21 protein-coding genes are annotated in these 26,791 nt (G+C 62.2%); 14 read left to right on the top strand and 7 right to left on the bottom strand.

The window, feature by feature from the left end; translation table 11 throughout:
* Positions 1-109: 109 nt before the first annotated feature.
* Positions 110-1,900: an ABC transporter ATP-binding protein gene (locus QMO82_RS33110; protein ID WP_183608884.1), complete on the top strand. Its 1,791-nt coding sequence runs from the start codon at positions 110-112 to the stop codon at positions 1,898-1,900.
* A 33-nt stretch (positions 1,901-1,933) separates the two neighbouring features.
* On the opposite strand, the gene QMO82_RS33105 is transcribed toward QMO82_RS33110, so the two are convergent.
* Entirely contained in the window at positions 1,934-2,413 is a 480-nt protein-coding gene (locus QMO82_RS33105) for a class I SAM-dependent methyltransferase (RefSeq protein WP_183608883.1), read from the bottom strand.
* Positions 2,414-2,536: 123 nt separating this feature from the next.
* On the opposite strand from QMO82_RS33105, the gene QMO82_RS33100 reads away from it, so the two are divergent.
* Positions 2,537-3,709, top strand: a complete 1,173-nt coding sequence (locus QMO82_RS33100) for a DUF3095 domain-containing protein (RefSeq protein ID WP_183608882.1) — start codon at positions 2,537-2,539, stop codon at positions 3,707-3,709.
* 24 nt (positions 3,710-3,733) lie between these two features.
* Here the strand turns inward: QMO82_RS33100 and QMO82_RS33095 are convergent, their stop codons facing one another.
* From QMO82_RS33095 to QMO82_RS33085, 3 genes are all read right to left on the bottom strand, one after another.
* Positions 3,734-4,006 (bottom strand): Txe/YoeB family addiction module toxin, encoded by a 273-nt coding sequence (locus tag QMO82_RS33095; protein WP_097616517.1) that lies wholly within the window; start codon positions 4,004-4,006, stop codon positions 3,734-3,736.
* A 1-nt stretch (position 4,007) separates the two neighbouring features.
* Positions 4,008-4,259, bottom strand: a complete 252-nt coding sequence (locus QMO82_RS33090) for a type II toxin-antitoxin system Phd/YefM family antitoxin (RefSeq protein WP_097616518.1) — start codon at positions 4,257-4,259, stop codon at positions 4,008-4,010.
* Positions 4,260-4,338: 79 nt separating this feature from the next.
* Positions 4,339-5,676, bottom strand: a complete 1,338-nt coding sequence (locus tag QMO82_RS33085; RefSeq protein WP_183608881.1) for a nucleotide sugar dehydrogenase — start codon at positions 5,674-5,676, stop codon at positions 4,339-4,341.
* Positions 5,677-6,179: 503 nt separating this feature from the next.
* Between QMO82_RS33085 and QMO82_RS33080 the strand changes: the two genes are divergently transcribed.
* The 10 genes from QMO82_RS33080 (at position 6,180) to QMO82_RS33035 (ending at position 20,802) form a co-directional block, all read left to right on the top strand.
* Positions 6,180-7,523, top strand: a complete 1,344-nt coding sequence (locus QMO82_RS33080; protein WP_183608880.1) for an adenylate/guanylate cyclase domain-containing protein — start codon at positions 6,180-6,182, stop codon at positions 7,521-7,523.
* A gap of 154 nt (positions 7,524-7,677) precedes the next feature.
* Positions 7,678-9,567, top strand: a complete 1,890-nt coding sequence (locus QMO82_RS33075; RefSeq protein WP_183608879.1) for an ABC transporter ATP-binding protein — start codon at positions 7,678-7,680, stop codon at positions 9,565-9,567.
* Positions 9,567-11,474 (top strand): ABC transporter substrate-binding protein, encoded by a 1,908-nt coding sequence (locus QMO82_RS33070; protein ID WP_183608878.1) that lies wholly within the window; start codon positions 9,567-9,569, stop codon positions 11,472-11,474. Before QMO82_RS33075 ends, QMO82_RS33070 begins: the two co-directional genes overlap by 1 nt.
* Before the next feature lie 3 nt (positions 11,475-11,477).
* A complete protein-coding gene (locus tag QMO82_RS33065) occupies positions 11,478-12,476 on the top strand; it encodes an ABC transporter permease (RefSeq protein WP_183608877.1) in 999 nt (332 codons plus the stop codon).
* The gene (locus QMO82_RS33060) at positions 12,476-13,648 is read left to right on the top strand and encodes an ABC transporter permease (protein ID WP_183608876.1); all 1,173 of its coding nucleotides are present in this window, start codon (positions 12,476-12,478) and stop codon (positions 13,646-13,648) included. The genes QMO82_RS33065 and QMO82_RS33060 overlap by 1 nt, the downstream gene beginning before the upstream one ends.
* 96 nt (positions 13,649-13,744) lie before the next feature.
* Positions 13,745-14,953 carry a glycosyltransferase family protein gene (locus QMO82_RS33055; protein ID WP_097616524.1) on the top strand — a complete coding sequence of 403 codons (1,209 nt, stop codon included), beginning with the start codon at positions 13,745-13,747 and terminating at the stop codon, positions 14,951-14,953.
* 9 nt (positions 14,954-14,962) lie between these two features.
* On the top strand, positions 14,963-16,210 hold the full coding sequence (locus QMO82_RS33050) for a glycosyltransferase (RefSeq protein ID WP_183608875.1): 1,248 nt from the start codon (positions 14,963-14,965) through the stop codon (positions 16,208-16,210).
* Positions 16,207-17,352: a glycosyltransferase family protein gene (locus QMO82_RS33045; RefSeq protein ID WP_183608874.1), complete on the top strand. Its 1,146-nt coding sequence runs from the start codon at positions 16,207-16,209 to the stop codon at positions 17,350-17,352. Before QMO82_RS33050 ends, QMO82_RS33045 begins: the two co-directional genes overlap by 4 nt.
* Before the next feature lie 169 nt (positions 17,353-17,521).
* The gene (locus tag QMO82_RS33040) at positions 17,522-20,236 is read left to right on the top strand and encodes an ABC transporter ATP-binding protein (protein ID WP_183608873.1); all 2,715 of its coding nucleotides are present in this window, start codon (positions 17,522-17,524) and stop codon (positions 20,234-20,236) included.
* 98 nt (positions 20,237-20,334) lie between these two features.
* The gene (locus QMO82_RS33035) at positions 20,335-20,802 is read left to right on the top strand and encodes a cyclic nucleotide-binding domain-containing protein (protein ID WP_003563501.1); all 468 of its coding nucleotides are present in this window, start codon (positions 20,335-20,337) and stop codon (positions 20,800-20,802) included.
* Between the two features lie 7 nt (positions 20,803-20,809).
* Here QMO82_RS33035 and QMO82_RS33030 read toward each other — a convergent pair whose 3' ends face one another.
* The 3 genes from QMO82_RS33030 to QMO82_RS33020 form a co-directional block, all read right to left on the bottom strand.
* Positions 20,810-21,100: a type II toxin-antitoxin system RelE/ParE family toxin gene (locus QMO82_RS33030; RefSeq protein ID WP_183608872.1), complete on the bottom strand. Its 291-nt coding sequence runs from the start codon at positions 21,098-21,100 to the stop codon at positions 20,810-20,812.
* Complete coding sequence (locus QMO82_RS33025) at positions 21,097-21,558, bottom strand: hypothetical protein (protein WP_183608871.1); 462 nt, start codon at positions 21,556-21,558, stop codon at positions 21,097-21,099. The genes QMO82_RS33030 and QMO82_RS33025 overlap by 4 nt, the downstream gene beginning before the upstream one ends.
* A 293-nt stretch (positions 21,559-21,851) precedes the next feature.
* Positions 21,852-23,183 carry an MFS transporter gene (locus QMO82_RS33020; RefSeq protein ID WP_183608870.1) on the bottom strand — a complete coding sequence of 444 codons (1,332 nt, stop codon included), beginning with the start codon at positions 23,181-23,183 and terminating at the stop codon, positions 21,852-21,854.
* Positions 23,184-23,560: 377 nt separating this feature from the next.
* On the opposite strand from QMO82_RS33020, the gene cyoA reads away from it, so the two are divergent.
* Both cyoA and cyoB read left to right on the top strand, forming a co-directional pair.
* Entirely contained in the window at positions 23,561-24,742 is a 1,182-nt protein-coding gene (gene cyoA, locus QMO82_RS33015) for a ubiquinol oxidase subunit II (RefSeq protein WP_183608869.1), read from the top strand.
* A 42-nt stretch (positions 24,743-24,784) separates the two neighbouring features.
* Complete coding sequence (gene cyoB / locus QMO82_RS33010) at positions 24,785-26,788, top strand: cytochrome o ubiquinol oxidase subunit I (protein WP_183608868.1); 2,004 nt, start codon at positions 24,785-24,787, stop codon at positions 26,786-26,788.
* The last annotated feature ends 3 nt before the right edge of the window (positions 26,789-26,791 follow it).

Below are 26,791 nucleotides of genomic sequence, written 5' to 3'. Positions count from 1 at the left end.
TCATAGCCCGGATTAATCCGACGGGATCATTTCGTCTCCCGCTCGGGCTGTGCCGTCTAACTCTCGATTTTGAGGACCGGTTGCCGAAAGACGGGCCGGGCTGGTTAAAATGACTCGCAAGAAGCTCGATTTCCGCGCCGATGCCTATCGCAACGTGCTCGGCTTTGTTTTTCAACATTGGCGCCACCGGCCTGGTTTGGTGGGCCTGATCGTCGTGCTGGTGATATCAAGCACGCTCGCCGAAGTCATGGTGCCGGTGTTCTCAGGCCGGATCGTCGATGCCATCGCCGGCGGCAATGCGGCTGATGATGCGCTCAGTGCCTTTGTCGTCGTCGTGGCTCTGGGCATGACCAGCGTCGCGCTGCGCTGGTTCATCTTCAACGGCATTATCCGGCTGACGCTGCGCACCATGGCGGATGTGGTCAATAACGGCTTCCACAAGGTGCAGCGGTTCTCGACCGACTGGCACGCCAACAGCTTTGCCGGTTCGACGGTGCGCAAGATCACCCGCGGCATGTGGGCGCTGGACTCGCTGAACGACCTGCTGCTGGTCGCCCTTTTGCCCTCCATCGTCATGCTGGTCGGCGCCAGTATCGTGCTCGGCAGCTACTGGCCGGTCATGGGCCTGATCGTGGCGCTGGGGTCGCTGATCTATATCGGCGTGACCGTGGCGCTTTCCATGGGTTTCGTGTCGCCGGCGGCACGGCTTGCCAATGCCTGGGACACCAAGCTCGGCGGTGCGCTGGCGGATGCCATCAGCTGCAATGCGGTGGTCAAAGCCTTCGGCGCCGAAAACCGCGAAGAGGCACGCTTGCGCCACGTGCTGGCCAAATGGGACAGCCGCACGCGACGGACATGGAAGCGCGGCACAGCGAGCGGCACGATCCAGGGCTTCATGATGGTTTCCATGCAGGCCGGCATTCTGGGAACGGGCCTGGTCATGTGGCGGCAGGGTCTGGCGACGGCTGGCGACATCACCTTCGTGCTGGCCATGTTCTTCGTTCTGCAGGGCTATCTGCGCAATGTCGGCCAGGACATCCGCAATCTGCAGCGGGCCGTCAACGACATGGAAGAACTGGTGCTGCTCGACAAGATGCCGCTCGGCATCGAGGACAGGCCGAACGCCACGCCGATCAGGATTGATGAGGGCGAGATCGTCTTCGATCGCGTCACCTTCCAATATGGCGCGCATCCCACCCCGCTTTATGAGGACTTCTCCGTCACCATCAAGCCGGGCGAGCGCGTGGGGCTGGTGGGGCATTCGGGCTCGGGCAAGACGACTTTCGTCAAGCTCATCCAGCGCCTCCACGACGTGACGTCGGGCTCGATTCGCATCGACGGGCAGGATATTGCGGGGGTCAGGCAATCAAGCCTGCGCGGCCAGATCGCCATCGTGCAGCAGGAGCCCATCCTGTTCCACCGCACGCTGGCGGAGAACATCGCCTATGGCAGGCCGAACGCCTCGCGCCGCGAGATCGAGCAGGCGGCGAAACAGGCGAGCGCTCACGATTTCATCATGGACCTTCCCAAGGGCTATGAGACGATGGTGGGAGAGCGCGGCGTCAAACTGTCGGGCGGCGAGCGGCAGCGTGTCGCCATTGCCCGGGCGTTCCTCGCCGATGCGCCGGTGCTGATCCTCGACGAGGCGACGTCGAGCCTCGACAGCGAGAGCGAAGTTCAGATCCAGCAGGCGATGGAACGCCTGATGACCGGCCGCACCACGCTTGTCATCGCGCACCGGCTGTCGACGGTCAGGGCGCTGGACCGGCTGCTGGTCTTCGACAAGGGAAACATTGTCGAAGAAGGCGACCACCAGGCGCTGATCCGGCTTAACAACGGCATCTATCGCCGGCTGTTCGAACGGCAGGCGCTGGAACTGACCAAGGGTCTGGTGGCGTGAACGGGAATACGCCAGGGCTGATGCTCTGGCGTATTACGTCCTGCGATAGAGGAAATAACGGCCTTCCTTAATCCCGTCAGGCAGCGGCAACGCCACCAGTTCCGGATGCTCCAGCGGCAGGCCGCTGACGGCGATGCCGTTTGGGGCGAGCACGCCGGCCATCAGTTGCGGCAGCCAAGTCAGCGTCACCGCGTCGATCTCGTCATGGCCGGTGCCGATATCGGCATGGGCAAGGGCTGCGCCGATGCCGATAAAGGCCTGGCCGGACTCGCGAATATTGCCGGTCACCATGTCTTCTGCCTCTGGTGTCGAGGCCGAATAGGAACGGACCTCCCAGTCGAAGGCGACGATGCGCCGGCCGGGGAAATTCTCGCGCAGATGGTCATAGGTGCGGCCGTTGCCGAGGCCGAATTCCAGCACCGGGCCTTCGATTTCGCCCACCAGATCGATGATCGAATTCAGAATGTCGCGTTGAGCCGTCAACCGGCGAATGAAGCTGTCGAGGCGGCTCATCGAAATCCGTATCCGTGATGAAAATCGTGATCGGGTGCTAACACATGAAACCTTGCCAAGTCGATTGCCGTAAATGGGAATTGGCGTTGCAGTGGCAACATGGGTCTGTGCTAAGCTGAGGAGATGGAAACCGTGACCGACGAAGATTTCTTTGCCGAAGTGCCGCTCTTCAGCGCGTTCGAGGGCGTGACCGATGCCGCCAACTACCGGCCGCTGCCTGTGGGATGGGTGCTGGCGCTCGCCGATATCGTCGGCTCGACGCAGGCGATCGGCGCCGGCCGTTACAAGGACGTCAACATGGCGGGCGCCAGCGTCATTTCAGCGGTGTTGAATGCCGTCGGCAAGGGCGACTACCCCTTCGTCTTCGGCGGCGACGGCGCGCTGATCGCGCTTCCCGGCTCACTGGAAAAGGCGGCGCGGGATGCGCTCGCCGCCGTGCAGGTCTGGGTCGAGGAGGATCTCGGCCTGATGCTGCGCATCGCCATCGTGCCGGTCGCCGACACCCGAGCTCAAGGGCTGGACGTGCGCGTTGCCCGTTACGCGGCAAGCCCTCATGTCACCTATGCGATGTTCTGGGGCGGCGGCACGAGCTGGGCGGAACGGCAGATGAAGCTCGGCCATTACGGCGTCGAGCGCGCCTCACCAGGCACGCGGCCGGATCTCACCGGCCTCTCCTGCCGCTGGAGCCCGATTGCGGCTCAGAACGGCGAGATCGTCTCGATCATCGCCGTGCCCGGCGAAGGCCGGCCGGGCGAAGACTTCCGCGATCTCGTCAATGGCATCGTCGCCATCACCTCCGAGCAGAACCGGGGCAGCCACCCGGTACCGGCCGACGGCCCGCAATTCGCCTTCTCGATGCGCGGCATCAATCGCGAGGCCAAGGCCACCGCGCCGGCCGGAAGGCGGCTGCGGCAGAAGCTCATCATCTTCCTGCAGCTCGCCATCACCGTTCTCTGCTACAAGCTCGGCATTCCGCTCGGCCGCTTCGATGCCCGCCGCTACAAGCGCGACGTCGCCGGCAATTCCGATTTCCGCAAGTTCGACGACGGGCTGAAGATGACGGTCGATGTCGATGCCGAACACCTGAAACGGATCGAGACGCTGCTGGAGCGCGCACAGGCCGGAGGCATTGCCCGCTACGGTCTGCATCGCCAGGCCTCGGCGCTGATGACCTGCTTCGTGCCGACGCCGGTCTCGCGCGACCACATGCATTTCATTGATGGCGCATCAGGCGGTTATGCGGTGGCCGCCAGCCAGATGACCGGCAAGTCGCTTTCGACAGCGTCTGTGCTTTAGGCGCAGAGACGAGCGGCGGTATACCTATTTTTCATAATGAAATCGGCACTGGATGATTTCCAACTGCTGGTTGGAACCCTTGCCTGTGACGCAATACACGAGCCGATGCTCTCCCAGAATGCGCCGTGACCAAAAACCGGAGAGATCGCCCTTGAGCGGCTCTGGCTTGCCGAGACCTTTGAACGGCGACCTTTTTGTATCCCTGAGCAGCTCGTTGATTTTCTCGACCATCTTCTGGTCCGTTTTCTGCCAGTATTCGTATTCTTCCCAAGAATTCGGGGTCCAGAGCAACTTCATGTCAGAGAGTTGGATCGTTCTCTATCGTCTGCCCATTACGAAGCTGCCCGATGCTCTCGCGTAACCGGGCAGAATTGGCAGGCGTCGAGAGCAGGTGCAATGTCTCTTGCATGCTCTCGTACTCGCTTTCGGCGATCAAGACCATCGCTTCCGAACCTTGACGGGTCACGAGCAGAGGAGCCCGCGAAGACAGGACCTGATCGAAATAGGTTGCGATGTTCTGCCGGAATTCGGTCAAACGAACATGTGCCATCGAGCATCCTTTCTCCGCTATCGAGCGTACAGATATACGTACAGATTCCTTGAAAGTCAAATACGCAGTTGCGTTTCCATCAGGCCTTGACGATGTGACTGGCCGACAGGCCGAGCCGGTTGAAGACGTTGCGAGTATCGATGATCAGCGCCGCGCTTCTTGCCAATGCCGGATAATCGACCCTGTCATGATCGGTCGCGACCAGCACGGCATCGTAGCCGGCCACCGCCTCCGGCGTCAGCGCCACCGACTTGCGACCCTTCAGCGCTTGGTATTCGCGCGTCGGCGGGATCTCGGCGACGAAGGGGTCGTGGTAATCGGCCCGTCCACCACGCTCCTCGATGAGCTCGATCAGCCGCAGCGACGGGCTCTCTCTTATATCGGCGACGTTCTTTTTGTAAGCGAGCCCGAGCACCAGCACGCGGCTGCGGCTCAGCGCCTTGCCGGCGCGGATGTCGAGCGCCTCGGCAAGCTTGCCGACGACATAACGCGGCATCGCCGAATTGATCTCGCCGGCCAGCTCGATGAAGCGGGTCGGCAGCTCATATTCGCGCGATTTCCAGGTGAGGTAGAAAGGATCGATCGGGATGCAGTGGCCGCCGAGCCCCGGGCCGGGATAGAAGGGCATGTAGCCGAAGGGCTTGGTCTTGGCCGCATCTATGACTTCCCAGACGTCGATGCCCATAGCCGCATAGACGGTCTTCAGCTCGTTGACCAAGGCGATATTGACCGACCGGAAGATGTTTTCGGTGAGCTTCACCGCCTCGGCCGTCGCATTCGAGGAGACCGGCACGACGGTCGACACTGCGGCACCGTAAAAACTCTTCATCAGCGCCAGCGCCTCGGCGCCGTCGCCGGCGACGACCTTGGGAATGGTGGCTGTGTGATAATGCTGGTTGCCGGGATCCTCGCGCTCCGGCGAGAAGCCGACGAAGAAATCCGCGCCGGATTTCAACCCGGTGCCTTCGAGGATGACCTTGACGATATCATCGGTCGTGCCGGGATAGGTGGTCGATTCCAGCACGACGAGCTGACCGGGGCGCAAATGCGCGGCGATCGAGCGCGACGTCGCCTCGACGAAGGAAAGATCGGGATCGCGATGTTTGGTGAGCGGCGTCGGCACGCAGATGATGATGACGTCGCAGGCGGCAAGACCGGCGAAATCGGTCGTCGAATGGAAGCGACCCGCATCGATCTCGGCGGCCAGCGCCGCATCGCTGACGGCATCGATATAGGAGCGGCGGGCATCGAGCGCCACCATCTTCCCGGGATCGATATCGAAGCCGGTAACCGCAAAACCGCTGCGCGCCACCGCAATCGCCAGCGGCAGGCCGACATAGCCAAGCCCGATGACGCCGGCGCGCGCCGCGCGGGTTTCGATCTTCTGCAAAAGCGTGTCGAAGGTGGAGGTGGCCAAGGCGGGATCTTTCAAACGGAACAGGGGAAGCTGATCTAATGCATGATCGCGTGGAATTAAACCCGAGGCCCTCTTCTCCCTGGTGGCAATATCGCCCGTTGGCGGCGAAGACCCCTCCCCACAAGTGGGAGGGGCTAGCGGCAAGCGGATAAGGGGCTGATCTCGCCGATCTCCTGGCCGGATAAAACCCCTTACCCGGGGTGTGGCGGAAATGACTCAGGCCGTGCCCTTCGCTGCAACTTGAGCGCACAAAAAATTCCACATCCCATTGTTTCGCATTTGCAGCATCCCTATTTTGACTTTTGATAATGAACCGCGAAAGGACTTCCCGTCCGATCCCCCAGCCGGGGAGATGAGGGGCGCCGCTGCCGGGCTCTCGGCAAATCGTTGACAAATAATACCGCTCGTACATCCTGATTTCCTTTCGACCTGCGCATGACGATGTGCCGGCCGAGGGACTTTTTCTCTTGGGGATGGCGTGCTTTATGAGGATCATACCGAGAATGAGCACGATCGAATCCAGCGTGTCCTCCATCCTGTTGGACCGGGTCGCTGAATGGCTGACGAACTCTTCGCTGGCCGGAGACGAGCTTGAAAACATCGTGCGCGGTTTCTGCGAAAGGCTCACCGCCGCCGGCCTGCCGCTGGCGCGCGTGCATCTTTCCTTCTCGATGCTGCATCCGCTCTACGATGCGCTGAGCTTCACCTGGCGGCGCGCCAGCGGCGTCACCATCGAGGGCTTCCGCATGCCGGCCGGGCAGAAGCCGGATCGCTTCCTGCAGAGCCCCTATTATTACCTGCTCGACAACAATCTGCAGCACATCCGCCGCCGGCTGATGCAGGAAGGGCCGAACGAATTCCCGATTTTCGAGGACCTGCGCAAAGACAGCATCACCGATTACCTGGCCTTCGTGCAGCCCTTCGGCGACGGCTCGGTGCAGGGCATGATGGGCTCCTGGTCGACCGACCATCACAACGGCTTTTCCGACGACATGATCGATGCGCTGCTCAGGATGCAGAACCATCTGGCGGTTGCCGCCAAGATGGCGGTGCTCGGCAAGCTCGCCAACAACATGCTGACCACCTATCTCGGCGGCGACGCCGGCAAGCGGGTGTTGAACGGCCAGATCCGCCGCGGCGACGGTGAGACGATCCGGGCAGCACTCGTCATGGGCGACATGCGTGAATCCACCATGTATGCCGAAAAGGAAGGCCGGCAGGCCTATATCGACACGCTGAACCAGTTCTTCGACGCGATCGCCGCCCCTTTCAACCGCAACGGCGGCGAGATCCTGAGTTTCCTCGGCGACGGCTTCCTCGCCGTCTATCCTTGCGGACGTCACAAGGACCCATCGAAAATTGCCTGCGAGGCGGCTCTTTCGGCCGTCCATCAGGCGCAGGCGCGGGTGGCCGAACTCAACAGGGACCGCGAGCAGAAGGGCCTGACCAGGATCGGCTACGGCATCGGCCTGCATGTCGGCAACGTCATGTTCGGCAATGTCGGCCTCAAGGACCGCCTGACTTTCTCCGCCTTCGGCTCGGCGGTCAACGAGGTTCAGCGTTTGCAGATCCTGACCAAGAAATACGGCCGCGAGGTCGTCGCCAGCCAGGCCTTCGCCGGCTATTGCGGCGGCGAATGGACGACGCTCGGCGAAGAGAAGCTGCGTGGCATCCGCCAGAAGGTGACCGTGCTGCAGCCGCGCGCGCCCGCGCCGGCGATCAACGTCGACGAGAGCTTCCGCGAGGCCGTGCAGAACGGACTTTCCGAAGCCGAGCAGGTCATTCTCCTGCATCGCGACGCCAAGAATCAGGTCAAGCGCACCAGCATGGAGAAATTCATCCAGTAAGAGCTTACAACCGCTGTCATAATCTGCGCGTCTCGCCCGGGGAACTTCGGCGGGACGTGGGGGTTTTTCTATGATTGTCATCAACTGGACACCCCGTTTGCGGTACGATAGTGTGCCTTAACGGGAACATAGAAGACTGGGGAATTTCATTGGTATGGCGTCTGCAGCGGATCTGTTGCGTATTGAAAATCTCGACGTCTCCTTTTCGGTTTTCGGTGACCGGCTACGCGTCGTAAAGGAAGCCAATCTTCGCATTCTTCCGGGCAAGGTCACCGCTCTCGTCGGTGAATCCGGCTCGGGAAAATCGGTGATCAGCCAGTCGATCATGGGCATTCTGCCCAATCCGGCCAAGGCCTCGGGCAGCATCCTTTTCACCGATCCGCTCGACGGCAGCACGACCGATATCCTGTCCTTTCCGCGCGACAGCGAGGAAATGCGCGATCTGCGCGGCAAGCGCATGGCGACGATCTTCCAGGAGCCGATGACCTCGCTGTCGCCGCTGCATACGGTCGGCAACCAGATCAGCGAAGCCTTGCGGATCCATACCGAAGCCGACAAGCAGGAAGCCCGCGAAAAGACCGAGGAGATGCTCGGCCTCGTCGGCTTTACCAATCCACACCGCACTTACGACATGTATCCGTTCGAACTGTCCGGCGGCATGCGCCAGCGCGCGATGATCGCCATGGCGCTGATCTGCAAGCCGGCGCTGTTGATCGCCGACGAGCCGACGACGGCGCTCGATGTGACGATCCAGGCACAGATCCTGGAATTGCTGCGCGATCTGCAGGCCAAGCTCGGCATGGCGATGCTGCTCATCACCCACGATCTCGGCATCGTCGCCAACATGGCCGACGAGGTGGTCGTCATCTATCATGGCGAGATCATGGAAGCTGGGCCGGTCGAGGATATCTTCCGCAATCCGCAGCATCCCTATCTCAAGGCCCTGATGGCCGCCGTTCCGCATTTCGACATGAAACCCGGCGAGCGGCTGAAGGCGCTGCGTGACGTGCCGGTCAATCTCGAGACCCTCGTCGGCAAGAAGAAACCCCTCCAGGCGGAAGCGCCGGGCATCCTGCTTTCGGTCGCCAATCTCTCGAAGACCTACAAGACGCGCAAGCGCAGTTTCCTCGGCAAGCATGAAGCCGCCGTCTTGCGCGCCGTCGACGACGTCAGCTTCGACATCCGGCGCGGCGAATGTCTCGGCCTGGTCGGGGAGTCCGGCTGCGGCAAGACCACGCTCAGCAAGATCCTGATGCGCGCCATCACGCCGGACAGCGGCGCGGTGGTGTTCAACGACGGCAAGGAGGTCGTCGACGTTCTCTCCGTCAAAGGCTCCGAGCTGCAGGACATGCGGACGAAGATCCAGATGGTGTTCCAGGACCCGGTCTCCTCGCTCTCGCCGCGCATGACGGTCCGCAACATCCTGAGTGAACCTCTAGAGATCCATGACCGCGGCGACAGCGACGAGCGCAAGCGCAAGGTCGAAGGGCTGATGGCGGCAATCGGCCTCGACAAGCGTTATCTCAGCCGTTATCCGCACAGTTTTTCGGGCGGCCAGCGCCAGCGCATCGGTATTGCGCGCGCCCTCGCGCTCGGTCCGAAGCTCGTCATCCTCGACGAGCCGGTCTCGGCTCTCGACGTCTCCGTCCAGGCGCAGATCCTCAACCTGTTGAAGGACCTGCAGAAGGAGCTGGGGCTTACCTACCTCTTCATCTCGCACAATCTCGCCGTCGTCGATTACATGGCCGACCGCATCGCGGTCATGTGCAAGGGCCGCATCGTCGAGATCGCGCCGCGCGAGATCATCCTGCGTGATCCGGTGCATCCCTATACGAAATCGCTGCTCGCCGCCGTCCCCTTCCCCGATCTCGACCGGCCGCTGGATTTCAAGGCGCTCAGGGAAAACGGCGCCGCCGACAAGCAGAACTGGGGCAAGACTTTCACCGCCGAACATGACGACGCTTCCGAGCTTGCCTATGCCGACCTCGGCGACGGCCATCTGGTGCGCGCCCGCAAGGGCGCCGATGCCAAGGAGTTGCGCTGATGGTGACGCGTCGCACTTTCCTCGGCGGCCTCGTCGGCGCGGCGATCGCGCCGGCGGTGCTTCGGGCCGAACCGGCCGCCGAGCCCGAATTCCTGAAGGAGCGGCTGGCCTCAGGCAGCCTGCCGCCGATGGCCGAGCGCATTCCGCTGCGCCCGCGCATCATCAACCTGAAGGAGATGGGGCTCGAACCCGGCAGCTACGGCGGCACGGTGCGCACCATCATCGGCAGCCAGCGCGACATCCGCTTCATGACGATCTACGGTTATGCCCGCCTGGTCGGCTACGACAAGCATCTGCAGTTCCAGCCGGACATCCTGGCCGGTTTCCAGTCCGAGGACGACACGGTCTTCACATTCACGCTGCGCGAGGGCCACAAATGGTCCGACGGTCAGCCGTTCACGGCCGACGATTTCCGCTACTGGTGGGAAGACGTCATCCTGAACGACAAGCTGACGCCGGGCGGCGGCGCGCTGGAGCTTCGCCCGCACGGCAGCCTGCCGCGCTTCGAGATGCTCGATCCGCTCACGGTGCGCTACACCTGGGAAAAACCCAACCCGATGTTCCTGCCGACGCTGGCCGGACCCATCCCTCTCGTCATCGTCGGGCCGGCGCATTATCTCAAGCAGTTCCATAAGAAGTTCCAGCCCGACCAGGCGAAGATGGAACAGATGATGCAGGCCAACCGCGTCAAGAAATGGCAGGATCTGCACATCAAGATGGCCCGCTCCTACCGGCCGGAAAACCCCAACCTGCCGACGCTCGATCCCTGGCGCAACACGACGGCGCTGCCGGCCGAACAGTTCGTCTTCGAGCGCAACCCGTTCTTCCACCGCGTCGACGAGGCCGGCAGGCAGCTGCCCTATCTCGACCGGTTCATCCTCAACGTCTCCTCCTCGTCGATCATCGCCGCCAAGGCGGGTGCCGGCGAGGCCGACCTGCAGGCGACCGGCATCGATTTCAACGACTATACCTTCCTGAAGGAGGCCGAGAAGCGCTTTCCGGTGAAGGTCAATCTCTGGAAGGTCGCGCGCGGCTCGCGCATCACCCTCTTGCCGAACCTCAACTGCGCCGACGAGGTGTGGCGCGGCCTTTTCCGCGACGTGCGCCTGCGCCGCGCCTTGTCACTGGCGATCGACCGGCACGAGATCAACATGGTCGCCTTCTACGGCTTGGGCACGCCGAGCGCCGATACCGTCCTGCCCGACAGCCCCCTGTTCAAGCAGGAATATGCCGATGCCTTCGTCAAGTTCGATGCCGACGAGGCCAACCGCCTGCTCGACGAACTCGGCTTGGTGAAGCGCGGCAGTGACGGAATCCGCCTGCTGCCGGACGGGCGACGCGCCGAGATCACCGTCGAAACCGCCGGCGAGAGCAATCTGGATACCGACGTGCTGGAGCTGGTGCACGACCACTGGGCCAATATCGGCCTTGCGCTCTATACCCGCACCTCGCAGCGCGATGTCTTCCGCAACCGCGCCATGAGTGGCTCGATCATGATGTCGATCTGGTACGGCCTCGATAATGGCGTGCCGACGGCCGACATGTCGCCGGCAGGACTGGCGCCGACGCTCGACGATCAACTGCAATGGCCGCTCTGGGGCATGCACTACCTCTCCGCCGGCCAGGAGGGCACCGCGCCCGACCTGCCGGAAGCCGCCGAACTGGTCGACCTGCTTAGCCAATGGGGCTCGACGGCGAAATTCGAGGAGCGCCAGGTAATCTGGCACAAGATGCTGTCGCTCTATACGCAGCAGGTGTTCTCGATCGGCCTGATCAACAGCACGCTGCAGCCGATCCTTCGCGCCGCCAAGCTGCAGAACCTGCCGGAGAAAGCCCTCTACGGCTTCGATCCCACCTCCTATCTCGGCATCTACATGCCGGATGCATTCTGGTACAAGGAGGCCTGAGGCGTGCTCAGATACATTCTCTGGCGCATCGCCGCCATGGTGCCGACGCTCTTCGTCATTTCGGCGCTGGTTTTCACCATCATCGAGCTGCCGCCGGGCGACTTCTTCGAGAGCCAGATCGCCGAGCTGCGCGCCTCGGGCGAAACCGCCAACCTCCAGGAAATCGAGGAGATGCGCCAGCAATACGGCTTCGACAAGCCGGAGATCGTGCGCTATTTCTATTGGGTCGGCGGCATGCTGCACGGCGATTTCGGCTATTCCTTCGAATACCAGCTGCCGGTTTCCGACGTGGTTGGCGAGCGCCTGTGGCTGACGATCCTCGTCTCCTTCACGACCATCCTGCTCACCTGGCTGATCGCCTTTCCGATCGGCATCTATTCGGCCACGCACCAGTATAGCTGGAGCGATTACGGGCTAACCTTCCTCGGCCTGATGGGCATCGCCATTCCGAACTTCATGCTGGCGCTGATCCTGATGTATTTCGCCAATATCTGGTTCGGCATCTCGATCGGCCATCTGATGGACCAGCAATATATCTCGGCGCCGATGAGCTGGGAGAAGGCGCGGTCGATCCTCTCTCACCTGTGGATCCCGGTGATCATCGTCGGCACGGCCGGCACAGCCGGCATGATCCGGCGGCTGCGCGCCAACCTGCTCGACGAGATGCAGAAGCAATATGTGACGACCGCCCGCGCCAAGGGCCTGCATCCGATGCGGGCCCTGCTCAAATATCCGCTGCGCATGGCGCTCAACTTCTTCGTCGCCGATATCGGCTCGATCCTGCCGTCGATCATATCAGGCGCCGAGATCGTCGCGATCGTGCTGTCGCTGGAAACGACGGGGCCGATGCTTATCAAGGCGCTGCAGAGCCAGGACATGTATCTCGCCGGTTCCTTCCTGATGTTTCTGGCCTTCCTCAACGTCATCGGCGTGCTGATCTCCGACATCGCGCTCGGCTTCCTCGATCCCCGCATCCGTCTGCAAGGCAGGAGCACCAAATAATGTCGCCCCTTCCCGCACCTGGCGCGCCGCTGCCGCATTACGTCTCCACCGCTCCTTTCGATCCGCTCGCGACCGAAACCATGACGGCAGCGCAATCGCGCATCCATCTCGCCTCGCAGAAGCAGCTGATGTGGTGGAAGTTCAAGCAGCACAGGCTGGCCTTGATCTCCGGCATCTTTCTCGCCGCCGTCTATCTGATGATCCTGATCGTCGAATTCCTGGCGCCCTACGGCCTGCACACACGCAACGTCGATTTCATCCATGCGCCGCCGCAGAGCATCCATTTCTTCGACAAGGGCAATTTCGTCGGTCCGTTCGTCTACGGCCGCAGCATGACGCTCGATCTCGACACGCTGCACCGCGTCTATGCCGACAGGCCGAACGATGTCCAGCCGATCCGTTTCTTCTGCCGCGGCGATGCCTATAAATTCTGGGGCTTTGCCGCCTCGAACTACCATCTCGTCTGCCCGGCGATCGGCGGCCAGATGTTCCTGCTCGGCACCGACCGGCTCGGCCGCGACGTGCTCTCGCGCATCCTCTATGGTGCGCGGATATCGCTAACGATCGGTCTGATCGGCATTTCGATCAGCTTCGTGCTCGGCATCGTCATCGGCGGCCTTGCCGGTTATCGGGGCGGTGTTTTCGATCTCATCGTCCAGCGCCTGATCGAAGTGCTGCAATCGCTGCCCAGCCTGCCGCTGTGGATGGCGCTCGCCGCCATCATGCCGGTGACCTGGAGCCCGATCGTCATTTATTTCGGCATCACCGTCATCCTCGGCATCATCGACTGGACGGGGCTGGCACGTGCCGTGCGCTCCAAGCTGCTGGCGCTGCGCGAGGAAGATTACGTCCAGGCCGCACAGCTGATGGGCGCCAGCACGCCGCGCATCATCGGCCGGCATCTGGTGCCGGGTTTCATGTCGCATCTCATTGCTTCGGCGACGATTTCGATCCCCGGCATGATCCTCGGCGAGACCGCGCTCTCCTTCCTCGGCCTCGGCCTTCGCCCGCCGATCACCAGCTGGGGCATTCTGCTGACCGAAGCAAAAAGCGTCAGCGTCATCGCCTTTTATCCTTGGCTGCTCTATCCGATCATTCCTGTTGTTCTTGTCATTTTGGCGTTCAACTTTCTGGGAGACGGCTTGCGTGATGCGGCAGATCCCTACAAATAGCAGGAAGTTCGGCGGCGCCTTGCGGCACCGCCCCCACGTCTTGGCCTCCGGACGGTGGGGGTACTAACTATGTTGCTCACCCCAGAAGGAACACCCATGTCCAGACGTCTCGAAGATGCACGCATCCTCATGTACAGTCACGACACCTTCGGTCTCGGCCACCTGCGCCGCTGTCGCGCCATCGCCCATGCGCTGGTCGAGGACTATCGCGGCCTCAACATCCTGATCATTTCGGGCGCCACGATCGCCGGCGCCTTCGACTACCGCGCCCGCGTCGACTTCGTGAAGATCCCGAGCGTCATCAAGCTGCGCAACGGCGAATATACGTCGCTCGCCAGCCACATCGACCTGCACGAGACGCTGAAGATGCGCGAATCGAGCATCCGCCACACGGCCGAGACCTTCCAGCCCGATATTTTCATCGTCGACAAGGAGCCGATGGGACTGAAGGGCGAGGTCGAGGATACGCTGGCTTATCTCAAGGCCCGCGGCACCGTGCTGGTGCTCGGCCTGCGCGAGATCATGGACGCGCCGCATCTGCTCGAGGCCGAGTGGAAAAAGAACGGCATCATGCAGAAGATCGACCAATATTACGACAGCGTCTGGGTCTATGGTCCGCCTGACTTCTACGACCCGCTTATCGGTCTCGACGTGCCGGCCAGCCTGCGCCGGAAGATGGATTTCGTCGGCTTCCTGCAGCGCAGCGTCTCCAAGGGCAAGACCTCGATCAACGCCCGCAAGGATAATTACCTGCTGGTCACGACAGGCGGCGGCGGCGACGGCTCCGATCTCGTCCACGACGTGATGAATGCCTACGAGGCCGATCCGACGCTGACGCAGAAGGCGCTCGTCGTGCTCGGGCCCTATATGCCGGCCGCCGAGCGCGCCAAGCTGGTGCAGAAGGGCGACGCCATTCCCTATATCGAGGTGATCGAGTTCGACAACCACATGGAAGAGCTGATCGACGGCGCCACCGGCGTCGTCGCCATGGGCGGCTACAACACCTATTGCGAAATCCTCTCTTTCGACAAGCCGGCGCTCATCGTGCCGCGCGTCAAGCCGCGCGAGGAACAACTGCTGCGCGCCCAGCGGGCAAGCGCGCTCGGCCTTGTCGATATGCTGCTGCCGGACCAATCGGCCGATCCGACTGTTATGGCCGAGGCGCTGAAGCGCCTGCCCTCCCGCCTGCCGCCGTCGAAGAGCGGCAGCAATATGCATCTCGAAGGGCTGGACCACATTTCGCAGACCGTCGGCCGATGGATCGACGGCCGCGGCAGCCACCTCTCCCTCGTCGGCGCGGAATAGGGCACAGCCTTGCCGCCACGCCGCAAGATCCTCGTCGTGCTGAAAGGCTATCCCCGCCTTTCGGAGACCTTCATTGCTCAGGAACTGCTCGGTCTCGAGAAGGCCGGCTTCGACCTCACGCTGATTTCGATGCGCCGACCGACCGACAAGAAGCGCCATCCCGTGCATGACGAGATCAGGGCGCGCGTCGTCTACCTGCCGGAATATCTGCACGAGGAGCCGATCCGCGTGCTGAAAGGCCTGGTTGCCGGTTTCTCCAAACCCGGCTTCAAGGCGCTGATCAAACGCTTCCTCGCCGACCTCAAGCGCGACCTCTCGCGCAACCGCTTCCGCCGTCTCGGCCAGGCGCTGGTGCTGGGGCGCGAATGGCCGGATGGCGGGCAATGGCTGCATGCCCATTTCATCCACACGCCGGCCTCGGTGACGGAATATGCGAGCATCCTCACCGGCACGCCCTGGACCTGTTCGGCACATGCCAAGGACATCTGGACATCGCCCGACTGGGATCTGCACGAGAAGCTCGGCAGCGCCCGCTGGGCGGTTACCTGCACCAGGACCGGCTACGAGCACATGCGGACGCTGACCTCGCGCAAGGACGCGGTGCATCTGAGTTATCACGGTCTCGATCTCGCCCGCTTCGGCCATTTCTCCGGCGAGCGCTCGGACCGCACCGGCAACGACCCCGATGACCCGGCCTTCATCCTCAGCGTCGGCCGCGCCGTCGAGAAGAAGGGCTATGACGTGCTGCTGCGGGCACTCGCCCTGCTGCCCGCCGACCTCCACTGGCGGATGGACCATATCGGCGGCGGCGAGGAGCTTGCGAAACTGAAAGTCCTGGCCACCGAACTCGGCATCTCCGACCGCATCGTCTGGAAGGGCGCCTTGGCGCAGGAGGATGTGCTCGATCATTACCGCCGCGCCGACCTCTTCGCGCTGGCCTGCCGCATCGCCGCCAACGGCGACCGAGATGGGTTGCCGAACGTGCTTGTGGAAGCCTCGAGCCAGCGGCTCGTCTGCCTCTCGACCGAAGTATCCGGCGTGCCGGAGCTGTTGAAGGACGGTGAAAACGGTCTCGTCGTGCCGCCGGAGGAGCCGGTGCGGCTTGCCCAAGCGCTGGAAACGGCGATCCGCGACCCGGCGCTGCGCAAGCGGCTCGGCGACGCCGCCGAAAGCCAGGTGCGCGCACATTTCGACTATCACTCCAGCATCAGACAGCTCACCGGCCTGTTCGAGGCCGAATGGCAGAAGGCGTCATGACGGCACCGCGTATCTTCTTCTATGTCCAGCACCTGCTCGGCATCGGCCATATCGCCCGCGCCAGCCGCATCGCCAATGCGCTTGTCAAGGACGGTTTCGACGTGACTGTCGTGACCGGCGGCCTGCCGGTGCCGGGCTTTCCCGGCGAGGGTGTGAAGACCGTCGCCCTGCCGGCTGTCGTTGCCAGCAATGCCGGTTTCTCCGGCCTCGCCGATGCCGATGGCCGGCCAGTGGGCGAGGATTTCCTGCATGCCCGCCGCGATCTGCTGCTCGACGCCTTTCATGCCGTAAGGCCCGATGTCGTCATCATCGAAGCCTTCCCCTTCGGCCGGCGGCAGATGCGCTTCGAACTGCTGCCGTTGCTTGCGGCGATCGACAAGACCGAACCGCGGCCGAAACTGTTAAGCTCGGTGCGCGACATCCTGCAGGAAAACCGCAAGGCCGGCCGCGACGCGGAAACCGCCGCGCTGGTCAAGGAGCATTTCGATGCGGTGCTCGTCCACGGCGATCCCGGCTTCGTCAGGCTTGAAGACACCTTCCCGCTGACAGCAGAAATCTCAGACAGGGTGCGTTACACCGGCCTCGTCGCAGCGCCGCCGGCGCCGGAACCGGCCGAGACCTTCGACGTCATCGCATCGGCGGGCGGCGGTGCCGTCGGCGCCGCGCTGATCGGCGCGGCGAAAGAGGCGGCAGCGCTGCTGGCCGCCGATCTCAGCTGGCTGCTGATATCGGGCCCGAACCTGCCGGAGGCGGATTTTACCGCCCTGTCGCAAGACGCCCCCCCAAATGTGACGCTGGTGCGCTTCCGCAAGGATTTTCCCTCGCTGCTGCGCGCTGCCAAGGTCTCGATCTCGCAGGCCGGCTACAACACGGTCGGCGATCTCCTGCGCAGCGAATGCCGGGCGATCCTCATCCCCTTCGTCGCCGGCGGCGAGACCGAACAGACGGTGCGCGCCGAACGGCTGCAGGCGCTTGATCTCGCCGAGATTCTGCCGGAAACGGGACTGACGCCAGGCCATGTGAAAGAGGCCGTCGAAAAGGCGCTCGCCGCACCGGCACGCAAGCCGGTCTTGCTCGATCTCGACGGGGCGGAGAAAACCGCCGGCATCATTCGCTCCATGATTGCCGAATCCCTCGCCTAATCCAAAATTCCTGTGATATAAACATTGTTCCGGCGAGAATCGGCATGTCTGCAGCCGGTCGCTTCGCCTTGTTTTCATTGCGATATCGGCGGTCCGGCTGCATGGTCCTGTTCTTAAGATTTCTCCCCATCCCGGCCCCCGGAATTTCCCAGCACGCTGACGGTTAGCCATGGAAAAAAGCCTCGCCCGCTACATCTGGAAGAACACGCGGCTGCAGCAGCTGTGGATTCTGGCTGTCGTCGCCGCCTCGATGGTGCCCTACTTCCTGTCCTTCGACCTGCCGAAGCAGATCGTCAACGGACCGATCCAGGGCGACGGCTTCGAAGGTCCGGGCGCAAGGCAGACCTTCATGCACATCGCCTACGACATCCCGCTGATCGGCCATGTCGAATTCTTTCAAGGGTTGCAGCTCAACCGCTTCCAGATGCTGATGGCCCTCAGCCTGGTGTTTCTGGCGCTGGTGGTGCTGAACGGCCTCTTCAAATTCTACATCAACACCTATAAGGGCCGGCTCGGCGAGCGCATGCTGCGCCGTATCCGCTTCGAGCTCATCGACCGGGTGCTGCGTTTTCCGCCTATCCATTTCAAGCGGGTCAAATCGGCCGAGATCGCCACCATGATCAAGGACGAGGTGGAGCCGATGGGCGGCTTCACAGGCGATGCCTTCGTCTCGCCTGCCCTTCTCGGCGGCCAGGCGATCACGGCGCTCGCCTTCATCATCGTCCAGAATTTCTGGCTCGGCATGATCGCCGCCGGCATCGTCGGCGTTCAGGCCGTCGTCATTCCCCGCATGCGCAAGCGGCTGCTGGAGCTCGGCCGCCAGCGGCAGCTGACGGCGCGCGAGCTCTCCGGCCGCGTCGGCGAAATCGTCGACGGCATCGGCACGATCCATGGCAACGACACATCGAACCTCGAGCGCGCCGACATCGCCTCGCGGCTCGGCCGGATCTTCTCGATCCGCTACGACCTTTACCAGTGGAAGTTCCTGGTGAAGTTCATCAACAATTTCCTCGCCCAGGTCACGCCCTTCCTGTTCTACGCGATCGGCGGCTACCTGGCGCTGCAGGGCCGGCTCGACATCGGCCAGCTCGTCGCCGTCATATCGGCCTATAAGGACCTGCCCGGGCCGCTGAAGGAACTGATCGACTGGGACCAGATGCGCCAGGACGTGCAGGTGAAATACCAGCAGGTCTACGAGCAGTTCAATGTCGAGCCGCTGATCGACAGCCGCATCCAGGAACTCGCCACCGCCCCCGTGGGCGCACTGACGAGCGCACTCGTCGTCACCAATCTCTCGCTTTCCGACGACAGCGGCGCCCGCCTTGTCGACCACGTCTCCGTCGAGATCAAGCCGAACGAGACGGTGGCGATCGTCGGCCCGAACGGCAGCGGCGCGGAAGCCTTCGCCGAGGCGCTCGGACGCATGGTCTGGCCGGATTCCGGCCGCATCACCATCGACGGCCGCGACCTCCTGGACCTGCCGGAATCGATCACCGGCCGACGCATCTCCTACGCCTCGGCCGATACCTTTTTCTTCCACGGCTCGCTCGCCAGCAATCTGCTTTACGGCCTCAAGCACGCGCCGATGACCGATCCGGTCTACGACGAGAAGGAAGCGCTGGAGTATAAATGGCATTCCATCGAGGCGGTAAAGGCCGGCAATCCGACGCTCGACCTGAACAGCGACTGGGTGGATTACAAGGCGGCGGGTGCCAATGGCCCTGAGGACCTGCTGAAGGCGATCCGCCCGGTGCTCGACGCCGTCCTGATCTCGCAGGACATCCTCGATCTGGCGCTGCGCTCGACCGTCAATACCGACGTGCATGTGGCCGTCAGCGACCATGTCGTCGCGCTGCGCGCCTCGCTGCGCGACCGGCTGCGCGACGAGGGGCTCGACACCATCGTCGTGCCTTTCGATTTCGACGCCTATAACGCCCAGGCGACGGTCGGCGAGAACCTGCTCTTCGGCACCATGAAGCGGCCTCTGATGACCAATCGAAGGCTTGCCGCGCATCCCTATTTCCAGCAGCTGTTCCGCGAAACCGGCCTCAGTACTGATCTCTACGCCATGGGCCTCGAAATCGCCGAAAACGCGGTCGAACTCTTCCATGACCTGCCGCCGGACCATCCCTTCTTCCAGCAGCTGACCTTCATGACGGCGGACGATATTCCGACCTACCAGGCGCTGCTACAGAAGCTGCAGAGCCGCCGCTTTGAGGACGCCACGCCCGAGGAACGCTCGGCCATCATCCGGCTGAGCTTTGCCTATATCGAGCCGCGCCATCGCTTCGGCTTGCTGACCGACGAGCTGATGGACAAGATCGTCAGCGCCCGCAAGCAGTTCCACGAGCATATTCCGGCCGATCTCGCCGAGCTGATCGAGCGTTACGACGCCGAGCGTTTCACCCCGTCGGCAAGCCTGATGGACAATGTGCTTTTCGGCCGCATCGCCTATCAGCAAGCCGACGCCTCTGATCGCATCCGCGCCATCATGGGCGAACTCTTCGACGCCCTCGACCTTTACGACGACGTGCTGTCGATCGGACTCGAATTCGACGTCGGCTCCGGCGGCAAGCGGCTGACCATGGTGCAGCGGCAGAAGCTCAACCTTGCCCGTGCGCTGCTGAAACGCTCGGACTATTTCATCTTCAACCGGCCGCTGTCGGCGCTCGACCAGCGCGTTCAGGACCAGATCACCCGCAACATCGTCGAAGACCTTCATGAGGAAGGCCAGCGGCCGGCGATCATCTGGGTGCTCTCCAATGCGCGCCTCGCCGAGATGTTCGACCGGATCCTGCTCTTCGACCGCGGCGGGTTGGCGGAAGCCGGAAACTATCCGGAACTTTCCGAGAAAAACGGGATGTTCAAGGAACTATTATCGTAATATTCTATTGGGGCGGCGATGGTTGGCGTTCCGGACGGGAACGCCTCGGAGTTATGAAGACGCCCGGTCCCGCGGACCCTGCGTCAGGGGGTTGAAACGTGCTGTTGAGAGACGAAGTCGAAATGCTGCGACGGGTGCCGATCTTTTCGAGGATCGCACCAGCCAAGCTCAAGCTCTTGGCCTTCACCTCCGACCGTATGACCTACAAGGCCGGGCAGAACCTCTTCCATCAGGGCGATGTCGGCGACGCCGCCTATGTCATCCTTTCCGGCACCGCCGATATCATCGTCTCCTCGCCGGCCGGCGAGATCAAGGTCGCCGACGTCGAGCTCAATTCCATCGTCGGCGAAATCGCGATCCTCTGCGACGTCTCGCGCACGGCAACGGTGCGCGCCACCTCGCCTCTCGAGGTGCTGCGCATCAGCAAGGAACACTTCCTGAAGCTGCTCAGCGATTTCCCGGAGATGGCCGTGGAAATCATGCGGGTGCTGGCCGACCGCCTGAACCACACCACGGCGGAGCTGACCGCGGCGCGGGCAGCGAAACAGCCGCAAATGGCGCAGTAAAACGCATTCAGCCCTTCGGCGGCCATTGCTGGGCGCCGTGAAGAAGGCGCAATATTTCCACCCTCTGTGCTTTGCTGTCGATGCGATAGATCAGCAGAAATGCCGTGCGCGGAACGACCAATTCCCGCGTTCCGTCGAGGCGGCCGCCGCGTCCTGCTTCGGGATGATCGGCGAGCATTTTGGCCTGCTGCCGGATGACATCATCCAATGCGATTGCAGCCTTCGGATTTTGGGCGAAGATGTGCCGGATCTGACTTTCCCGATCCACAAGCGCCTGCTGCAGCCATTTGACGATCAAGCCTTATCTCCGGAGTCCAGCCGCGCGAGCAGTTCGGCCCGAAGCTTGTCCATTTGCTTTTCGGCATCCTCCGCACTGATCCAGACCGCGTTCGGATCATCGGCCTCCCGGATCGCTTGCTCGACCTGTTCACGAAACCACTTGTCGTATTCCGCCGCCTCATGGGTGCGACGCAGAGCGGCGGCCCGGTCCGGCCGCGATACCGTCTCAGGCGCGTAATCGCCTGCATCGACATCGAACTGCGAAATGCCGACATCCTTGAGATAAGACACCAAGGTGTCGATGCGCTTGAACACGCGCACCTGCCGGCTGCGTTGGGCGGCAAGCGGGCGCTCGGACTTGCCGTAGCGGATAACGACGGACCAGCCGCCGGTTTTGCCGACCACATGAGCGGCATCGACCGCGCCTGCCTCGACAAGGCGAGACAGGGTCGAATGATCGATGGTTTCTGCGGTCATGGCAAATCCTCGCTGATCGCGAACATGGTATGCATTTAATTATAGATTGCAAGGCATTCAATAATTGAATTGTGCAACCGAAACCAAAGCCTGCTTCCCGTTGCTGTCCGATTCGCGCCGAAAGCAGCCCCTCACCCTAACCCTCTCCCAAACGGGGCGAGGGGACGTGCCCGGCGAGAGCGAGGTGGAAACGGAGAGGTCGCGGCATGGTCACTTCGCCCCGTTTACGGGGAGAAGGTGCCGGCAGGCGGATGAGGGGCTGGTGCCCTGGGCGCAGGCCCGTGTGTTCAGGTCTATTCGCGCTGCTCAAGCGCCCTGCTGAAGGCCAGCGCCGCCAGCGTGCAGATGGCGCCGGACAACAGATAATAGCCGACGAAGGTCAGGCCGAAGCGGCTGGAGAGGCTGAGCGCCACCAGCGGTGCGAAACCGGCGCCGATCAGCCAGGCAAGGTCCGAGGTGAAGGCGGCACCCGTATAACGATAGCCGCGGCCGAAACGCGACGAGATCGAGCCGGTGGCCTGGCCGAAGGAAAGGCCGAGCACGCCGAAGCCGATGATGACGAAAGCGTCGTGGCCGCTGTTGCCGGATGCGATCAGGATCGGCCCGACAAAGCTGAAGACGGCGATGATGACGGCGCAGATGGCAAGCTGGGCGCGCCGGCCGATACGGTCGGCGATCAGGCCCGACGCGATGATGGTGACGATGCCGACCATGGCGCCGACCACCTGTACCACCATGAAGGCGCCGATCGGCTGGTTGCCGTATAGGCTCATCCAGCCGAGCGGGAAGATGGTGACGAGGTGAAACATGGCAAAGCTCGCAAGCGGCACGAAGGCGCCGATCAGAATGTCGCGGCCATGCACGCGCAGCACGTCGAGGATCGGTGCCGCTTCCAGCTCATGCTGTTCGAGCAGCGTGCCGAATTCCTTGGTCATGACCAGGCGCAGACGCGCAAACAGCGCCACGACGTTGATCGCGAAGGCGACGAAGAAAGGATAACGCCAGCCCCAGGAGAGGAAGTCCTCACTGGAAAGATTGGCGACGAAATAGCCGAACAGCGTGCTGGCCAGCGCAAAACCGATCGGCGCGCCGAGCTGCGGGATCATCGCATACCAGCCGCGGTGATTGGCCGGCGCGTTGAGCGCCAGCAGCGAGGCAAGACCGTCCCAGGCGCCGCCGAGGGCGAAGCCCTGGCCGAGACGGAAGAGCGCCAGCAGCGCGATCGACCAGACGCCGATCTCTTCATAACCCGGCAGGAAGGCGATCGAGGCCGTGGAGCCACCGAGCAGGAAAAGTGCGATCGTCAGCTTGGTGCCGCGCCCATACAGCCGGTCGATCGTCATGAAGACGACGGAGCCGACGGGGCGGGCCAGGAAGGCCAGCGAGAAGATGGCGAAGGAATAGAGGGTTCCCGTCAGCCTGTCCGGCGCGAAGGGGAAGATCAGCTGCGGAAAGACCAGGACGGAGGCGAGACCGTAGACGAAGAAATCGAAGAATTCCGACATGCGGCCGATCACCACACCGATGGCGATACTGCTCGGCGAAACCGGTTTGTCGTCGTGAATGCGCCGCGCGTCGCGTTCCAGCGACGACGACGACGGTCCGTAATGCGATGTTGTAGCCATAAAACGCCTCCCTCGTTGAAGCGCTTTCGCCAAGGCGCCTCAGCCTGATCTTGATCAAACCTGCAGGCTTATCAAGTCCGTAAGACGTAAATAGTTCATCATGGCGGCTCAAAATGAAGCTCGGATGGAAAAAATTGCGTGATCCACACCTCGATTTTCCCATGGGAACGCTGGCATGGCCGGCTCTTGCGGATATATTGACTGAAACATGCGCTTGCGAAAAATCCTTCTTGATTTCGTCAGGATTTCAAAGCACTAGCGCACATGATTTGTGCCGCGGTGCGGTATGATTGCTGCACTGCGACCTTCCGCCTCATGTCGCTATCGGGTTCAGTGCTTTAGTCGCGAACCAAATGAAACAACAAGAGCTTAGAGACGTGCCAAAACTCATGAAGTTTTCCCGCCTTCTATCCGTCTTGCCGCTGCTTTTCCTGGCAGGATGCAACATGGTGGTCATGGCGCCTTCCGGCGACATCGCCATGCAACAGCGCGATCTCATCATCATCTCGACGGTGCTGATGCTGCTGATCATCATCCCGGTGATCTTCCTGACGCTGTTCTTCGCCTGGCGCTACCGCCGTTCCAATACGGCCGCGACCTACGCGCCGGAATGGCACCATTCGACCCGCCTCGAAATCGTGATCTGGGCAGCACCGCTGGCGATCATCATCGCGCTCGGCGCCGTGACCTGGATTTCCACGCATAAACTCGATCCCTACCGCCCGCTCGACCGCCTCGATGCGGAGCGCGCCATTCCGGCCGATACCAAGCCGCTCATCGTCGAGGTCGTGGCGCTCGACTGGAAGTGGCTGTTCTTCTATCCCGAACTCGGCATTGCCACGGTCAACGAGCTCGCCGCTCCTGTGGACATGCCGATCAATTTCAAGATCACCGCCTCCTCGGTGATGAACTCCTTCTACATCCCTGCCCTTGCCGGCCAGATCTATGCCATGCCGGGCATGGAGACCAAGCTACACGCCGTCATCAATAGAGAAGGCGAATATGACGGCTTCTCCGCCAATTACAGCGGCGCCGGCTTCTCGCACATGCGCTTCAAGTTCCATGGCCTGACCCGCGAGGGCTTCGACGCCTGGGTGGCTGGGGTCAAGCAGCAGGGCACGATGCTCAACCGTGACGCCTATCTGAAGCTCGAGAAGCCCAGCGAGAAGGAACCAGTTCGCTATTATGCCGGTGCCGATGCCGACCTCTACAACGCCATCCTCAACATGTGCGCCACGCCGGGCAAAATGTGCATGAACGAGATGATGCACATCGACATGATGGGCGGCGGCGGCAAGGAAAGTGCCGAGAATCGCGAGAAGCTGCGATATGACGACCGTCATGCCGAGGAAGGCATCGTGGCGCCGGCCGCCACCGTGCCGGCGACCGGGGCGCCGGCCCGCAGCGAGCCCGAGCGTACCGACGGCAGCAGCATGCAGCACGACATGCCCGGCATGCAGAGCACGCCCGGCATGGACATGCAGCATCAGGGTCATTCCATGCCCGGCATGAGCAATGGCGCCGATCCGGCGCCGGCGCAGCTCAACAACAACAATTAACCTGGCGCTTTGCGTCGCAAGACATAATGAACGGGTTGTTCCATGTTTTCCAATCCTGACCTCCTGAAGTTCGTCTTCGGCCGGTTGACCCTCGATGCCATCCCCTATCACGAGCCGATCCTGGTCGTGACCTTCATCGGCGTCGTCATCGGCGGCCTCGCCCTGCTCGGCGCCATCACCTATTTCAAGTTCTGGGGTTCGCTCTGGCGCGACTGGATCTGCAGCGTCGACCACAAGAAGATCGGCATCATGTATGTGATCCTGGCGGTCATCATGCTGTTGCGCGGCTTCTCCGACGCGATTCTGATGCGCGTCCAGCAGGCGATCGCCTTCAACGGTTCGGAAGGCTATCTGCCGCCGCACCACTACGACCAGATCTTCACCGCCCACGGCGTCATCATGATCTTCTTCGTGGCGATGCCCTTCGTCACCGGCCTGATGAACTTCGTGGTGCCGCTGCAGATCGGCGCGCGCGACGTCTCCTTCCCCTTCCTCAACAACTTCTCTTTCTGGATGACCACCGCCGGCGCGATCATCATCATGCTGTCGCTGTTCATCGGCGAATTCGCCCAGACCGGCTGGCTCGCCTACCCGCCGCTGTCGGGGGCGGCCTACAGTCCGGGCGTCGGTGTCGACTATTATATCTGGGGCCTGCAGGTGGCCGGCGTCGGAACGACGCTATCGGGCATCAACCTGATCGCCACCATCGTCAAGATGCGCGCGCCGGGCATGACCTTCATGAAGATGCCGGTCTTCACCTGGACGGCGCTCTGCACCAACGTGCTGATCGTCGCCTCCTTCCCGATCCTGACCGCCACCCTCGCCCTGCTGTCGCTCGACCGTTACGCTGGAACGAACTTCTTTACCAACGACCTCGGCGGCAATCCGATGATGTACATCAACCTCATCTGGATCTGGGGTCATCCGGAGGTCTACATCCTGGTGCTGCCGGCCTTCGGCATCTTCTCGGAAGTCGTTGCCACCTTCTCCGGCAAGCGCCTGTTCGGCTACGCCTCGATGGTCTACGCCACCTGCGTGATCATGATCCTGTCCTACATCGTCTGGCTGCACCACTTCTTCACGATGGGCTCGGGTGCTTCCGTCAATTCCTTCTTCGGCATCACCACGATGATCATCTCGATCCCAACCGGAGCGAAGATGTTCAACTGGCTCTTCACCATGTATCGCGGCCGCATCCGCTATGAGGTGCCGATGCTGTGGACGGTCGGCTTCATGGTGACCTTCGTCATCGGCGGCATGACCGGGGTCATGCTTGCCGTGCCGCCGGCCGATTTCGTGCTGCACAATTCGCTGTTCCTGATCGCCCACTTCCACAACGTCATCATCGGCGGCGTTCTCTTCGGCATGTTCGCCGGGGTGAACTACTGGTTCCCGAAGGCCTTCGGCTTCAAGCTCGATCCCTTCTGGGGCAAGATGAGCTTCTGGTTCTGGCAGATCGGCTTCTGGTTCGCCTTCATGCCGCTCTATGTGCTCGGCCTGATGGGCGTCACCCGCCGCATGAGCCAGTTCGAGGACCCGTCGATACAGATCTGGTTCATCATCGCCGCTTTCGGCGTCGGCCTGATCGCGCTGGGTATTGCCGCCTTCCTGGTCCAGATCGTCGTCAGCTTCATGAAACGCGAGGAATTGCGCGACGACAGCGGCGATCCCTGGGATGGCCGCACGCTGGAATGGTCGACCTCTTCGCCGCCGCCGGACTACAACTTCGCCTTCACACCGGTCGTGCACGATCATGACGGCTGGTACGACATGAAGAACCGCGGCTACGCGCGTCCGCTGGAAGGTTTCCGGCCGATCCACATGCCGAAGAACACCGGCACCGGCGCGATCCTGTCTGCTATCAGCGTTGCACTCGCCTTCGGCCTGATCTGGTACATGTGGTGGCTGGTCGTCGTCTCATTCGTCGCCATGCTCGTTGTGGCGATCGGCCATACCTTCAACTACAGACGCGACTTCTACATCCCCGCCGAAGAGGTAACCGAAACGGAAGGCAAGCGCACCGCGCTGCTTGCCGAACAGGTGTAATGA

Source organism: Rhizobium sp. BT04 (assembly GCF_030053135.1).
Lineage (GTDB): Bacteria > Pseudomonadota > Alphaproteobacteria > Rhizobiales > Rhizobiaceae > Rhizobium > Rhizobium binxianense.
Note: the sequence above shows the minus strand (reverse complement) of the source record. Positions and strands in the feature narration are given on the sequence as shown.

What these genes read in the sequence shown, in the direction of transcription:
- QMO82_RS33110 (WP_183608884.1), top strand. Translation starts at nt 110, where the DNA reads ATGACTCGCAAGAAGCTCGATTTCCGCGCCGATGCCTATCGCAACGTG.
- QMO82_RS33105 (WP_183608883.1), bottom strand. Translation starts at nt 2,413, where the DNA reads ATGAGCCGCCTCGACAGCTTCATTCGCCGGTTGACGGCTCAACGCGAC.
- QMO82_RS33100 (WP_183608882.1), top strand. Translation starts at nt 2,537, where the DNA reads ATGGAAACCGTGACCGACGAAGATTTCTTTGCCGAAGTGCCGCTCTTC.
- QMO82_RS33095 (WP_097616517.1), bottom strand. Translation starts at nt 4,006, where the DNA reads ATGAAGTTGCTCTGGACCCCGAATTCTTGGGAAGAATACGAATACTGG.
- QMO82_RS33090 (WP_097616518.1), bottom strand. Translation starts at nt 4,259, where the DNA reads ATGGCACATGTTCGTTTGACCGAATTCCGGCAGAACATCGCAACCTAT.
- QMO82_RS33080 (WP_183608880.1), top strand. Translation starts at nt 6,180, where the DNA reads ATGAGCACGATCGAATCCAGCGTGTCCTCCATCCTGTTGGACCGGGTC.
- QMO82_RS33075 (WP_183608879.1), top strand. Translation starts at nt 7,678, where the DNA reads ATGGCGTCTGCAGCGGATCTGTTGCGTATTGAAAATCTCGACGTCTCC.
- QMO82_RS33070 (WP_183608878.1), top strand. Translation starts at nt 9,567, where the DNA reads ATGGTGACGCGTCGCACTTTCCTCGGCGGCCTCGTCGGCGCGGCGATC.
- QMO82_RS33060 (WP_183608876.1), top strand. Translation starts at nt 12,476, where the DNA reads ATGTCGCCCCTTCCCGCACCTGGCGCGCCGCTGCCGCATTACGTCTCC.
- QMO82_RS33055 (WP_097616524.1), top strand. Translation starts at nt 13,745, where the DNA reads ATGTCCAGACGTCTCGAAGATGCACGCATCCTCATGTACAGTCACGAC.
- QMO82_RS33045 (WP_183608874.1), top strand. Translation starts at nt 16,207, where the DNA reads ATGACGGCACCGCGTATCTTCTTCTATGTCCAGCACCTGCTCGGCATC.
- QMO82_RS33040 (WP_183608873.1), top strand. Translation starts at nt 17,522, where the DNA reads ATGGAAAAAAGCCTCGCCCGCTACATCTGGAAGAACACGCGGCTGCAG.
- QMO82_RS33025 (WP_183608871.1), bottom strand. Translation starts at nt 21,558, where the DNA reads ATGACCGCAGAAACCATCGATCATTCGACCCTGTCTCGCCTTGTCGAG.
- QMO82_RS33020 (WP_183608870.1), bottom strand. Translation starts at nt 23,183, where the DNA reads ATGGCTACAACATCGCATTACGGACCGTCGTCGTCGTCGCTGGAACGC.
- cyoB (WP_183608868.1), top strand. Translation starts at nt 24,785, where the DNA reads ATGTTTTCCAATCCTGACCTCCTGAAGTTCGTCTTCGGCCGGTTGACC.